The 13415-nt window shown below is 65.4% G+C and carries 12 protein-coding genes; 7 read left to right on the top strand and 5 right to left on the bottom strand.

Annotation, left to right across the window (positions count from 1 at the left end):
• Window positions 1-87: 87 nt before the first annotated feature.
• Window positions 88-717 (bottom strand): DedA family protein, encoded by a 630-nt coding sequence (locus H4W01_RS15700; RefSeq protein WP_209612209.1) that lies wholly within the window; start codon window positions 715-717, stop codon window positions 88-90.
• A 153-nt stretch (window positions 718-870) separates the two neighbouring features.
• Here H4W01_RS15700 and H4W01_RS15695 point away from each other — a divergent pair, with 153 nt between their 5' ends.
• The 6 genes from H4W01_RS15695 (at window position 871) to H4W01_RS15670 (ending at window position 7224) form a co-directional block, all read left to right on the top strand.
• Window positions 871-1308: a hypothetical protein gene (locus H4W01_RS15695; protein ID WP_209612207.1), complete on the top strand. Its 438-nt coding sequence runs from the start codon at window positions 871-873 to the stop codon at window positions 1306-1308.
• A gap of 70 nt (window positions 1309-1378) precedes the next feature.
• Window positions 1379-2047 carry a ribose-5-phosphate isomerase RpiA gene (gene rpiA / locus H4W01_RS15690; RefSeq protein ID WP_209612205.1) on the top strand — a complete coding sequence of 223 codons (669 nt, stop codon included), beginning with the start codon at window positions 1379-1381 and terminating at the stop codon, window positions 2045-2047.
• 69 nt (window positions 2048-2116) lie between these two features.
• Window positions 2117-4201 carry a transketolase gene (gene tkt / locus H4W01_RS15685; RefSeq protein WP_209612203.1) on the top strand — a complete coding sequence of 695 codons (2085 nt, stop codon included), beginning with the start codon at window positions 2117-2119 and terminating at the stop codon, window positions 4199-4201.
• A 112-nt stretch (window positions 4202-4313) separates the two neighbouring features.
• Window positions 4314-5423 (top strand): transaldolase, encoded by a 1110-nt coding sequence (tal, locus tag H4W01_RS15680; protein ID WP_209612201.1) that lies wholly within the window; start codon window positions 4314-4316, stop codon window positions 5421-5423.
• Between the two features lie 11 nt (window positions 5424-5434).
• Complete coding sequence (gene gnd / locus H4W01_RS15675) at window positions 5435-6418, top strand: phosphogluconate dehydrogenase (NAD(+)-dependent, decarboxylating) (RefSeq protein ID WP_209612199.1); 984 nt, start codon at window positions 5435-5437, stop codon at window positions 6416-6418.
• Entirely contained in the window at window positions 6415-7224 is an 810-nt protein-coding gene (locus tag H4W01_RS15670) for a Cof-type HAD-IIB family hydrolase (RefSeq protein WP_209612197.1), read from the top strand. The genes gnd and H4W01_RS15670 overlap by 4 nt, the downstream gene beginning before the upstream one ends.
• 13 nt (window positions 7225-7237) lie before the next feature.
• Here the strand turns inward: H4W01_RS15670 and H4W01_RS15665 are convergent, their stop codons facing one another.
• Window positions 7238-7798 (bottom strand): cytochrome b, encoded by a 561-nt coding sequence (locus tag H4W01_RS15665; protein ID WP_209612195.1) that lies wholly within the window; start codon window positions 7796-7798, stop codon window positions 7238-7240.
• A 106-nt stretch (window positions 7799-7904) separates the two neighbouring features.
• Here H4W01_RS15665 and H4W01_RS15660 point away from each other — a divergent pair, with 106 nt between their 5' ends.
• Window positions 7905-9335 (top strand): glycosyltransferase family 2 protein, encoded by a 1431-nt coding sequence (locus tag H4W01_RS15660; protein WP_209612193.1) that lies wholly within the window; start codon window positions 7905-7907, stop codon window positions 9333-9335.
• Window positions 9336-9344: 9 nt separating this feature from the next.
• Here H4W01_RS15660 and H4W01_RS15655 read toward each other — a convergent pair whose 3' ends face one another.
• The 3 genes from H4W01_RS15655 to kdpC form a co-directional block, all read right to left on the bottom strand.
• A complete protein-coding gene (locus tag H4W01_RS15655) occupies window positions 9345-10022 on the bottom strand; it encodes a response regulator (protein WP_209613400.1) in 678 nt (225 codons plus the stop codon).
• A gap of 148 nt (window positions 10023-10170) precedes the next feature.
• On the bottom strand, window positions 10171-12813 hold the full coding sequence (locus tag H4W01_RS15650; protein ID WP_209612191.1) for a DUF4118 domain-containing protein: 2643 nt from the start codon (window positions 12811-12813) through the stop codon (window positions 10171-10173).
• Window positions 12810-13406, bottom strand: coding sequence for a potassium-transporting ATPase subunit KdpC (gene kdpC / locus H4W01_RS15645; RefSeq protein ID WP_209612189.1), 597 nt, complete (start codon window positions 13404-13406; stop codon window positions 12810-12812). The genes H4W01_RS15650 and kdpC overlap by 4 nt, the downstream gene beginning before the upstream one ends.
• Between the last annotated feature and the right edge of the window lie 9 nt (window positions 13407-13415).

The raw sequence follows: 13415 nt of genomic DNA, 5'->3' as shown, positions 1-13415 counted from the left end.
CGGGACACCTCTTGATGGGACACGACGTAGTTCGTGCCTTGGCCGCACTTAGTTACGGTCGGCCCGCCAAAGAGATGTCGTGTCGGATCAAGGCCGCTTCAAGCCGCGCACGCGGTGCCAGATATAGAAAGCGACTGCCGCCACCAGCACCACCGCGATCACTGCATCGGCGCTGTGAAACGCCGCCTTGACGCGCGGGTCGCTGTTCCATTTGTCACCCAGCACCATACCGAGATAGGCGAGACCAAAGCACCACGGCCACGAACCGATAAAGGTGTAGATGTGGAACGGGATGAGCGGCATCCGCGCAACACCCGCCGGAAAGGCGATGAACGAGCGGATCACCGGCAGCAGGCGGCCGATCAGCACCGCCGCATTGCCGAAGCGCGCGAAGAAGCGGTCGGCGGCGTCCAGTTCGCCCGGACCGACCAGCACATAGCGGCCCCAGCGCTCGGCCACCGGCCGCCCGCCGCGCTTGCCGATCTCATAGCCGACGATCGAGCCGAGGTTGCACCCGATCGCCCCCGCCGTTGCGGCGAGGTACAGGTTGAAATGCCCGGTCGAGACGAGATAGCCGGCAAAGGGCATGATGATTTCGGACGGCAGCGGGATGCAGGCCGATTCGATCGCCATCAACAGCGCAATGCCGAGATAGCCGCCGCTGGAAATGACGCCGATGGTGAAGGTCGCGAGGATGCCGAGGATTTTTTCGATCATGGAGCAGGGCTTTGCCGTGGGACGCGGCGCGGGGCCAGCGGAAATGTGCGGGGCGGCTATTCGCGGGTGCTGGCCGTTGGCTGGGGGCTTGGCGGAGCGGATTGTTTCCTTCCGCCCATTTGCAGAGGCCCCATCGGGCTGTAACATTGCGAGATGCCAAACATCGCAGCGCTGATCCCCCAGCTTCAAACTTGGAACGATGGCAATGGAATCAGTCCGGAGGATTGGCTCTGCGGCGTCGCACGATCCGATGAAGCGGTGGCTTACACCGCATTTTTTTGGCCCAAGCTTGTAATTCACAAGGACTACGTGCTTCGGCACGATTTCTCGCTCAAGAACTTAGAGATAAACGAGGCAGCGCGCAGCACCCGCCAGCAAATAGAAGCCATGTTGAATTACAACAGTCTCGAACATTTTTTCCGAGGAGACGGAGAAGTCGAAGCTGTTGCCGATGAGCGAGCGCGATATGTCGGGGCAATAATGGTTGACATGCTCGATGCGAAATTACGGCGTGATATGCCAGGTCGACAATTCAGGGTCGCGCTGATCGATGATGATGAAGATTTTGCGGTAACGTTCTGGCAGGTGTGAATATTTGCTCTCCAGCAATTCCCAAACGCGCACCGTGTGCTCCGCCAGCGAACGGTGGGAGGGCACCCCTATGAACGAGTCCGACAAACGCCTCGCCGCGCTGGCTGCGGTGGAAGAGGTTCGCGCTGGCATGAGTGTCGGCCTTGGCACCGGGTCGACCGCAGCGTTTGCGATCGAGGCGCTGGGCGAGCGGGTGCGGGGAGGGCTGGCCGTTCAGGCCGTTGCGACCTCGCTTGCCACCGAGGCGCATGCCCGCGCGGTTGGCATCATGCTGATCGATTTGCCCGCGCGGATCGACTTGACCATCGATGGGGCCGATGAAATCGACGGCGCTTTGCGCGCGATCAAGGGGGCGGGGGGTGCGATGCTGCGCGAAAAGGTGGTCGCCGCCGCCAGCGCGCGGATGCTGGTGATCGCCGATGGCTCCAAACGCGTCGCCGCGATCGGGGCGGCGAAGATCCCGGTCGAGACCTTGCCCTTCGCCCGCAATTTCGTGGCGGCGCGACTCGAAAGCCTGGGGGCCGAGGTTGCCTTGCGTGCAAATTTCATAACGGATCAGGGAAATTCCGTCCTCGATTGCCGCTTTGCGCCCGATATCGACCATCGCCGCCTTGCCGCCGAAATCGCCGCAATTCCGGGCGCTTTGGGGCACGGCCTGTTCCTGAGCGAGGTGTCGGCGGCCTATATCGCGACCAATGGCGTCGTTACGCGGCTGGAACGCGACGAAAGGACACGATAAGGCCCTCGCACACCGCAACCGGGCGGGCGCAGGTGCGTTCAGACCCACATTAGCGAGGCGATACCCTTCATGGCCGACACCCCGACGACTGCGACTGCAACGAGCGTTCATGAGGACGGCTCGCCCGAGCGCCTCGCCATCGACACGATCCGCACCCTCTCGATGGACGCGGTGCAGGCCGCAAACTCCGGGCACCCCGGCACGCCGATGGCGCTGGCCCCGGTCGGCTATACGCTGTGGAGCAAGTTCCTGCGCTATGATCCGGCCACCCCGGATTGGCCCAATCGCGACCGCTTCGTGCTGTCGGTCGGCCATGCTTCGATGCTGCTTTACGCGCTGATCCATCTGGCAGGGATCGAGGAGATCGATGCCGAGGGGAACAAGACCGGCCATCCGGCGCTCAGCCTCGAAGACCTCAAGCAGTTCCGCCAACTTTCGTCCAAGACGCCGGGGCACCCCGAATATCGTCACACTACCGGTGTCGAAACGACCACGGGTCCGCTCGGCGCGGGATGCGGCAATTCGGTCGGCATGGCGATTGCCGAGCGCTGGTTCGCGGCGCGCTACAACAAGCCCGGTTTCGATCTGTTCGACCATGACGTCTATGCGCTGTGCGGCGATGGCGACATGATGGAGGGCGTCTCGGCCGAAGCGGCCTCGCTCGCCGGGCATCTCAAGCTGTCCAATCTGTGCTGGCTGTATGACAGCAACCACATCTCGATCGAAGGCGCGACCAGCCTGGCGTTCGACGAGGATGTGGGCAAGCGCTTCGAAGCCTATGGCTGGAACGTCATTCACGTAAACGACGCCAATGATGTCGCGGCGCTGACCGCCGCGCTCGATACCTTCAAGGCGACCACCGACAAGCCGACCTTCATCGTCGTGCATTCGATCATCGGCTATGGCAGCCCCAAGGCGGGGAGCGAAAAGGCGCATGGCGAGCCGCTCGGCGACGAGAATATCCGCCTGACCAAGCAAGCCTATGGCTGGCCCGAAGACGCGAAGTTCCTCGTGCCCGACGGCGTCGCCGAGCATTTCCACGCGGCAATCGCTGGGCGCGGCGCGCCGTTGCGCGAAGCGTGGGATGCCCTGCGCGCCCGCTACGCCACCGAACACCCTGCGGAATCGGCGCAGCTCGACGCGATCTTCAGCGACCGCCTGCCCGAGGGTTGGGACGCCGATATCCCGGTGTTCGAGGCCGATGCCAAGGGCGTCGCCAGCCGCGACGCGGGCGGCAAGGTGCTCAATGCGATTGCGGCGAAGGTGCCGTGGCTGCTCGGCGGTTCGGCCGATCTGTCGCCTTCGACCAAGACCGACATCAAGGGTGCGGCGTCGTTCGAGCCGGGCTCTTATGGCGGCAGCAATATCCATTTCGGCGTGCGCGAACATGGCATGGGCGCGATCGTCAACGGCATGACGCTGTCGCATCTGCGCGGTTATGGCTCCACCTTCCTGGTGTTCGTCGATTACATGCGTGCACCGGTGCGTTTGTCGGCGATCATGGAAATCGGATCGGTATGGGTGTTCACGCACGATTCGATCGGCGTTGGCGAGGACGGCCCGACGCATCAGCCGATCGAGCATCTGGCGACGCTGCGGGCGATTCCGGGGCTCGATACGATCCGTCCGGCGGATGCCAATGAAGTGGCGGCGGCGTGGCGTGCGATCATGGCCGACGCCGGTCACCCGACCGCGCTGATCCTGTCGCGCCAGGCGCTGCCGACGCTCGACCGCACGAAATATGCGAGTGCGGACGGGCTGGCCAAGGGTGCCTATGTGCTCGCCGACAGCGAAAACCCTGAGGTGATCCTGATCGCGACGGGCTCGGAAGTGTCGCTGGCGCTGGCCGCGCACGACAAATTGGTCGCGCAGGGTGTCGCGTCGCGCGTCGTGTCGATGCCGAGTTGGTATCGCTACGAATTGCAGGATGCGGCGTATAAGGAATCGGTGCTGCCTAAGGGCGTGAAGGCGCGGCTCGCGATCGAGATGGCGGGCGAAATCGGCTGGGATCGCTATGTCGGGCTCGATGGGCGCACCATCACCATGTCGACCTTCGGTGCCTCTGCACCGATCGCCAAATTGCAGGACAAGTTCGGTTTCACCGTCGACAATGTCGTCAAGGTTGCAACCGAAATGCTGGGCGAAACCGCCTGATCGTCGATTGGCCTTGTTCCGGTAACCGTCATGCCCAAATGCATTGCTAGGCTGGCGTAAGAGACCCGGAACAAGGCCGGGTGACGCACATACGATATACGGAGAAGTACTGATGGGCCGTTTGAACGATCTCGCAAATCTCGGTCAGGCAGTGTGGCTCGACTTTGTCGACCGCAAGTTCCTCGCCGAGGGCGGCCTGCAGAAACTGGTCGACGAGGATTCGCTGACCGGCGTCACCTCCAACCCGTCGATCTTCGAGAAGGCGATGGGGCATGGCGATGCCTATGATGCCGAGCTTGCCGCGTTCGACCAGGCCAATCCCGATGCGTCGACGATGGAGCGTTACGAACATCTCGCGATCCTCGACATCCAGGCGGCGGCCGACACGCTCCGCCCGGTCTATGATCGGCTCGCCACCAAGGATGGCTATGTCAGCCTGGAAGTGTCGCCCTATCTCGCGAACGATACTGATGGCACCATCGCCGAGGCGCAGAAATTGTGGGCGGCGGTCGATCGGGCGAACCTGATGATCAAGATCCCCGGTACCCCCGCCGGCGTGCCTGCGATTGCCGCGACGATCGATGCCGGGATCAACGTCAACGTGACGCTGCTGTTTTCGCAAAGCGCTTATCAGGCGGTGGCGGAAGCCTATGTCGAGGGCCTGGAAAAGCGCGTCGCGCGCGGTGAGCCGATCGACCATATCGCCAGCGTCGCCAGTTTCTTCGTCAGCCGGATCGATTCCAAGATCGACGACAAGATCGACGCCGGTATTGGCGGCGATGCTGCCAAGCCGCTCAAGGGCAAGGTCGCCATCGCCAATGCCAAGCTCGCTTATGCCTGGTATGAGGAATTCATCGCCTCCGCCCGCTGGCAGGCGCTGGCCGCCAAGGGCGCGCAGGTGCAGCGGCTGCTCTGGGCGTCGACCGGCACCAAGAACCCCGATTATCCCGACACGCTGTATCTCGACACGCTGATCGGCAAGGACACTGTCAACACTGTGCCGCCCAAGACGCTCGACGCCTTCCGCGAACGCGGCACCGCCAAGCTGACGCTGACCGAGGATGTCGCGGGCGCGCGGCATGTCCTGTCCGAGACGGAGCGGCTTGGGCTCGATCTCGACGGCGTGACCGATACGCTGGTCGAGGAGGGCGTCGCCTCCTTCTCCAAGGCGTTTGACGATCTGCTCGGCGCAATCGCCGCCAAGCATCCCGCACACGCCTGAAGGACGTATCCATGAAGATCGGAATCATCGGCCTTGGCCGGATGGGTGGGAACATTGCGCGCCGAATCATGCGCGCAGGCCACGAAACCGTGGTGTTCGACCGTAATGCGCCCGCGGTCGCCGCGCTGGTCGCGGACGGCGCGATCGGCGCGGACTCGCTCGAGGATATGCGGGACAAGCTCGACGCTGTGGCGATCTATTGGGTCATGCTGCCGGCGGGTGACCCGACCGAACAGACCATCGCCACAATCGGTGGCTTCGCCAAGCCAGGCGACATCGTGATCGACGGCGGCAACACCTTCTACAAGGACGACATCCGCCGCGCGAAAATGCTCGCCGAAAAGGGCATCCATTATGTCGACGTTGGCACTTCCGGCGGTGTGTGGGGCCTGGAGCGCGGTTTCTGCATGATGGTCGGCGGTGCCAAGGATGCGGTCGACACGGTCGATCCCATTCTGGCCGCGCTTGCCCCCGGAATCGGAACGATCCCGCGGACGCCGGATCGCGACGGCGACAAGAACGATGCCCGTGCCGAACAGGGCTATATTCACGCCGGTCCTGCGGGCTCGGGGCACTTCGTGAAGATGGTCCATAACGGCATCGAATATGGCCTGATGCAAGCCTATGCCGAGGGCTTCGATATTCTGAAGGGCAAGTCTTCCGAAAAGCTGCCCGAAGAGGAGCGCTTCGATCTCAATTTGACCGACATCGCCGAGGTATGGCGGCGCGGGTCGGTGATCTCCTCGTGGCTGCTCGATTTGTCGGCGGCGGCGTTGGCCAAGGATCAGATGCTCGATGCCTTTAGCGGCTCGGTCGCGGATTCGGGCGAGGGGCATTGGACGATCGAGGCGGCGATGGAAGAAGCGGTGCCCGTCAACGTGCTCTCCGCCGCGCTGTTCGCGCGCTATCGCAGCCGGGTCGACCATACGTTCGGCGACAAATTGCTGTCGGCGATGCGCTTCGGCTTTGGCGGCCATGTCGAGATGCCGCAGTGACAGACGCCAGCGCGGTCCGGCTGGTGGTGTCGGATGTCGACGGCACCTTGGTCGATCGCGCGAAGCAGATCACGCCGGGCGTGGCGGCGGCGGTGGCGCGGCTGCGCGCGGCGGGGCTGCCGTTCACGATCATCAGCGCGCGACCGCGCTCGGGCTTGATGCCAATCGCGGAGGCACTGGCGATCGACGCGCCGATGGGGGCGTTCAACGGCGGTACGGTGTTTACCCGCGATGGGCGGGTGACGTGCCACCATGTGGTCGACCGCGTGGTGGTCGAGGCCGCCTTTGCGGCGGCGCGCGGTCTGGCGGTCGATACCTGGGTGTTCGCCGACGACCTTTGGTATGCCAGCACCGATGCGGGCGCGCATGTTACCAGCGAGCGGATCGCGTCGAACCAGGCCCCGATCGTGACGCAGGATTTTTCGGGCCTGTATGACCGCGTGGACAAGATTACCTTCGTCAGCGACGCGCCGACGCTGCTCGCCGATCTTCACGCGACCCTGGAACCCCATGCGGCGCAGGCGACGATTGCCCAGTCGCAGACCTATTATCTCGATATCACCGCGCTCAGCGCCAACAAAGGCGATGGCGTGGCGACGCTGGCAGAGGTGATCGGCGTTCCGCTCAGCGAAACGGCGGTGTTCGGCGACCAGGCCAATGATCTGCCGATGTTCGCCCGCGCGGGGCTGTCCTTTGCCATGGGGCAGGGGCCGGAGGCGGTGCGGGCGCAGGCCGACCATGTGGTGGCGGGCAATGACCGCGATGGCGTGGCCGAGGCGATCGACGCGATCCTGGCGGCGCGCTAGCCCCGCCGTCGCATCAGCGCCCGAACCAGATCCGCTGGATTTCCTTCGTCCCCTCCAGCCACTGGTGCTTCAGCGCGCCCGCCAGATGCAGCGCGACCAGCGCGTAGACCGCATAAGCGATGATCTCATGCGCCGCACCAAAGCCGTCGTGTACCGCTTTCTTGGTCGCAGGGTCGAGCGCCAGAATGAAGCCGAGCCGTGGCCATTGGAACAGGCCATAGAGGTACATCGGTGTGGTCGCGGCCTTCTCATAGGCTGAATCCATGATCCAGCCGGTCAGCGGCATCGCGAACAGGATCGCGTACAGCCCCCAATGCACGATATGCGATGCGGTGACCTCCCAACCGGCATAACCGCGCGGCAGCGGCGGCGGGCGATGGCCAATGCGCCACAGGATGCGCAGCAGCGCCAAGCCGAGAATGGTGATGCCGATCGACTTGTGCAGGTCGATGGTCGGGCGCACCTGCGCATCGGGCAGGACGGGCCAGATCCAGGCGAGCGCGACGTTGGTGATGATCAGCAGCGCGACCAGCCAGTGCAGCACGATCGCGACGTTGGTGTAGCGCTGAACCAAGATCGTGCTCCCGTTTGCGGTGAATGCGCATTAACCTAGCGGGAGTTGTGCTTGCGCGCTAGGCGGCGTCATCGCTCGTTCATCCGGTATCGGTATCGCCTCCGCAATGACCTCGCTCTCCAACACGCTCGTGGCAGAGTCGCCGCGCTTGACCCCGCGACGGATTCCCGTCGCCAGCCGCGTGATCGGTGCGTTCGGGCCGATCCTGTTCGCGGCGCTGCTGGTGCAGGCGTTCCAGCGGCAAGGGCTGGCGGTGTGGTCGATCGGCATCGCCTATATCCTGTATGACACCGCGCTGCTGCTCTTCACTGCGTGGAACATCCGCGATCTGCGCCTGACGCCACAAGCGGCTCCGGCGACGTCGGTCAGTTTCGGGGTGATCGTCGCGGCGCATAATGAAGAGGGCGTGATCGCGGCGGTGATCGACCGGCTGGCGGGCCAGGCGGCCGCCCCCGATCTGATCGTGATTGCCGATGATGGGTCAAGCGATGGCACCGGCGCGGTGCTGGCGCGCCGCTATGGACTGGTCGCACCCCCGTTTGGCACGATGAGCGATCCGTCACCGGTGCTGCCGTCGCTGCGCTGGCTGCGGTTGCGCCACGGCGGCAAGGCGCGCGCGCTCAACGCGGCGATGGTGCAGGTCGATACCGAAGTGGTGCTGACGGTCGATGCCGATACGCTGCTGGAACCCGGCGCGATCGCGGCGATGCGCGCGGCCTTTGCCGCCGAGCCCGCACTGGTCGCGGCGACTGGGGTGCTCGCGCCGATTTGTGGACCGGACCTGCAGGGGCGCTTCTTCGAGTGGTTCCAGACCTATGAATATGTCCGCAACTTCCTGTCGCGCCACGCGTGGGAGCGGTTGAACAGCCTGTTGTTGATTTCCGGCGCATTCGCCGCATTCCGGCGCGATGCCGTCGTCGCGGTCGGCGGGTTCGATCCCGATTGCATGGTCGAGGATTATGAATTGATCCACCGTTTGCACCGCCATGCGGTCGACCATGATCGTGACTGGACGGTACGCGTGGTTGGCGGTGCGCTGGCGCGGACCGATGCTCCGGCGAGCCCGCTCGCGTTCCTGCGCCAGCGGCGGCGCTGGTTTGGCGGTTTCCTGCAGACGCAGCATTGGAATCGCGACATGGTTGGTGCGCGGCGGTTCGGCTGGCTTGGCACGGCGATGCTGCCGGTCAAGACGCTCGATACGCTCCAGCCGATTTACGGCTTGGCGGCGTTTGCGATCCTGATCGGACTGGTCGTGACGGGGCGCTTCATGGTGGCGTTGCCGATCCTGATCGTGATGCTGGTCAAGATCGCGATCGACCTGACCTTCCACCTCTGGTCGCTCGGCATTTACAAGAATTGGACCGGGCAGCGCGAGGGGCTGGGGCTGTTCCCGGCGCTGATCGCGGCGATCGTGGAGCCGTTCAGTTTTCAGTTGCTTCGCCATGCCGGCGCGGTGTGGGGCTGGCACGCTTTCCTCACGGGCCGCGAAAGCTGGGGGCGACAGCAGCGCACCGCGATCACGGCACCGGCGGAATAGCGCCGGCGCTTACGCCACCAGCCGGTATCCGATGCCCGGTTCGTTGAGCACCAGCGCGGGGGCCGCCGGGTCTGCTTCGAGCTTCAGCCGCAGCGCGCGCACGGCGACGCGCAGATATTCGACGTCGTCGACATGGCCTTCGCCCCACACCACGCGCAGCAGATGCGCATGGGTGAGCAGCTTGCCCGCATGACGCGCCAGTTCCGCCAGTAGCGCGAATTCCTTGCGGGTCAGCTTCACCGCAACGCCGTCGCGCCAGACCTGATGCGCGGCGAGATCGATCTCGACCGACCCGACCTTCAGCCGGTCCTGCCCGACCGCAACCGCATTATGCCGCCGCAGCGCGACGCGGATCCGCGCCAGCAATTCCTCGGTGTCGAACGGTTTGACGACATAATCGTCGGCCCCAAGATCAAGTGCGGCGACCTTCTCCGCCGTCGCGTCGCGCGCGGTGAGCACGATCACGGCGCGGTCCATCGCCTTCAGCAGCGGCACCAGTTCGATTCCGTCGCGGTCGGGCAGGCCGAGATCGAGCAGCACCAACTCGCATCCCGGACGGCGCGCTGCGGTCAGCGCATCGTGCGCATTGGCGGCGTCGTCGGCGGTGAGCCCGGCGCGCTCGACCGCCCCGCGCACCAGCCGACGGATGGCGGATTCATCGTCGACGATCAGGATCTGTGCGGTCATTGTATCGTCCGCCATCTTTTCCACCCAGGCGAAGGCCGGGGGCCAGTCGCGAAACGGCAGCAAGGTGCGTTGCGCCCAGTTTTCGACCGGATCGCAACTGGGCCCCGGCCTTTGCCGGGGAGGTATGGTGGGGAGAGATGGGGACGCTTCATCCCTCGACCGTACGCCGGATCAGCGCGTTCGGCCATGTCACGCAAAACGCCGAGCCGCCCGTTTCGCGGTTCGCGGCGCTGACGCTCAATCCCATCGCCTGTGCGAAGCCCTGGACGATGGCGAGGCCAAGCCCGGTCCCGCCGCTGCGATCGTCACCGTCGACGCGGGTGAAGCGATCGAACAAATGCGCCTCGCGCCCCGGCGGCAGCCCCGGCCCCTGGTCGAGCACGCCGAGCGTCAGGCCGTCAGGAGTGCGCCGCCCCTCGATCACGATGTCGGTATCGGCAGGCGCGAATTTGGCGGCGTTGCCGAGCAGGTTGATCAGCACATGGTGCAGCATGCGTGGATCGGCCTCGACCAGCGGCAGCGTCGGCGGCACGTCGAGGATCAATGTATGCCGGGCGAGTTCGGCACGCAGATCATGCGCGGCGGCGGCGACCGCGTCGGTCAGGTCGGTCGCTTCCCGCCGCACAACCAATGCGCCCGCCTCAATCCGCGTCATCTCCACCAAATCGTCGAACACGCGCCGCAACCGTCGCGCCTCGCTCTGCAAGGTGGCGGTGGTGGAAGAGGCCCCATATTCGCTCGCCAGTTGATCGGCGGCGGCGACCACGGCGGTGAGCGGCGTCTTGAGGTCATGCCCGATCGAGGAAAGCAGGGTCGCGCGCAAATCGTCGCGCTGCTTGAGCGCGCTAACCTCGCGCGCCTGTGCTTCCAGTTGCAGGCGTTCATGCGCCAGCGCGACCTGTCCGATCAGCGTCGCGAACAGCACGCGCTTGTCGGCAGGGATCGGGTCGCCATCGCCGTCGCGCGCAACCCCCAGCACGCCGAGCACGCCAAGCGCGGTCTTGAGCGGGTGGAACTGCCACTCGCTCGCGGTCAGCGTGCCGCTGTCGCGCCCGGTCACCTCGCCGCGATCGAACGCCCAGTCGGCGGCGGCGATGTCGATCGGGCTCAATTGCGGGAGCTCAGGGGCCCCGGCGATCGCGACATGGCGGCCATCACGCTGGCTGAGCAGGACCGTGGACACACCGAGCAAGGCGGCGGTTTCTTCGCACGTAGCGGTCGCGGTGCCGGTTTCATCGGCGACGGCGGCGAGGCGCTGGCCGAAGGCGGCAAGGGCGGCATTTTCGGTGGCGGTGCGCGCGCCGATATTGGCCTCGCGCCGCACTTGTCCGGCGAGATGGCTGGCGACGACCGCGACGATCACGAACACCACCAGCGTGACGACATTTTGCGGATCGGTGATGGTCAGCGTGTACAGCGGCGGCAGGAAGAAGAAATTGTACGCCAGCGCGGCACCGAGGCTGGCAACGAGCGAGGGGCGCAGGCCATAGAGCGTGGCGGTGGCAATCACCGGCAGCAGGTACAGCAAGTCCATCGCATTGGGGCCGACCAGCGGCTGCACCAGCGTGGCCAGCGCGGTGGTGGCGGCGACGAACGCCAGCCCGATCAGGCTGCCGCGCGCCAGGATCGGGCGGGTCGTCGGTGCTTCCCGCACGGTTTCGCTCGGCACGGCGACGGGCACGACATGGATCGCGACGCCGTCGAGCGCGCGCACCAGCCGGTCGACGATCGAGCCGTGGCGCAGCTCGAACCACCAGGAACGGCGCGATTTGCCGATGACGACGGCAGTCGCCCGCGCCTCGCGGATTTGCGCGACCAGACCCTCCAATACGCTGCGCGCCGGGATCGTGGCGATGGTCGCGCCGAGATTGGTGGCAAGATCGAGCGCATCGGCCATGCGTGCGCGGGCTTCGGCGGAGAGCGTGGCGGTGCGCGGGGTTTCGACGACCACCGCGGTCCAGCTCGCACGGAGTGCGTCGGCCAGGCGCTTGGCCGAACGGATCAGCGTCTTGCTGCCCGGCTGATCGCCGACTGCGACGACGACGCGCTCGCCCCCGGCCCAGGTGCCGCTTTCCCCCAGGCTGGCGACATGGTCGAGCAAATGGCGGTCGACCGTCTGCGCGGCGCGGCGCAACGCCAGTTCGCGGAGCGCCGACAGGTTCGATTTGGAAAAGAAGTGGCCGAGCGCGCGCGTCGCCTCGGCGGGGATATAGACCTTGCCGTCCTTCAGCCGGTCGATCAGCTCGTCGGGCGGGAGATCGACCACTTCGATCTCGGCATCGTCCAGCACCGCATCGGGCACGGTCTCGCGCACCCGCACGCGGGTGAAGCCGGCGACGACGTCGTTGAGGCTCTCGACATGCTGGATGTTGAGCGTGGTGAGCACGTCGATACCCGCCGCGCGCAGTTCCTCGATATCCTGCCAGCGTTTGGGATGGCGGCTGCCGGGGGCGTTGGTATGGGCGAATTCGTCTATGAGCGCGACTTGCGGATGCCGCTCGAGCATCGCGTCGAGATCGAATTCCTCAAGCGTATGCGCGCCATGCAGGATTTTCGCGCGCGGCAAAATCTCGAACGGGGCGGTGAGCCGGTCGGTATCGGCTCGGCCATGCGTTTCGATAACGCCTGCGACGACGTCGGTGCCGGTGCGCAGCAGCTCCGCGCCTTCGCGCAGCATCTCGAAGGTCTTGCCGACGCCAGGGGCCGCCCCCAGGAAAATCTTGAGACGACCTCGCCCCTCCCTTTGGGCGGCTTTCAGCAAGGCATCGGGGGAGGGGCGGGTCTCGTTCACTTCGACGTGTTAGCGGAAAGCAGGTCGAGCTGTCGATTGAACAGCAGGACGTTGACGTGCGGTTCACCGATGATGCCGAGCACGGGCTGATCGGTCTGTTCGGCGATCAGTGACTTCACCCTGGCGACATCCAGGCCGCGTGCCTTGGCAATGCGCGGTGCCTGCAAAAAAGCCGCCTCGGGGCTCAGATCGGGGTCGAGCCCCGAGGCGCTAGTGGTGACCAGGTCGGCGGGTAGATCCCCGGTCATCCCTTCCGCCCGCGCGTTGGTTACGCGCTTGGCGATGGCGTCGCGCAGGTCTTTCGACCCGGGCGCTAGGTTGGTCGCGGACGACGAACTCGCATCATAGCCATCCTTGCCAGCGGCAGAGGGACGCGGATGGAGGTAGCGTGGCCCCGTGAAATTCTGGGCGATCAGCGCGGAGCCGATCGGATTGCCGTGCGCGTCCGACAGGATGCTGCCATTGGCCTGGACCGGCAGCACCACCTGCGCGATGCCCGCGATAGCGGCTGGATACAGCAGCCCGGTGACGAGCGTGACGAGCAGGAGCAGGACCGCCGTCGGGCGGAGCGCGCGAAGCGTTTCGGTGAACATCGAAAGGTC

Source organism: Sphingomonas sp. PL20 (assembly GCF_017875905.1).
Lineage (GTDB): Bacteria > Pseudomonadota > Alphaproteobacteria > Sphingomonadales > Sphingomonadaceae > Sphingomonas > Sphingomonas echinoides.
Note: the sequence above shows the minus strand (reverse complement) of the source record. Positions and strands in the feature narration are given on the sequence as shown.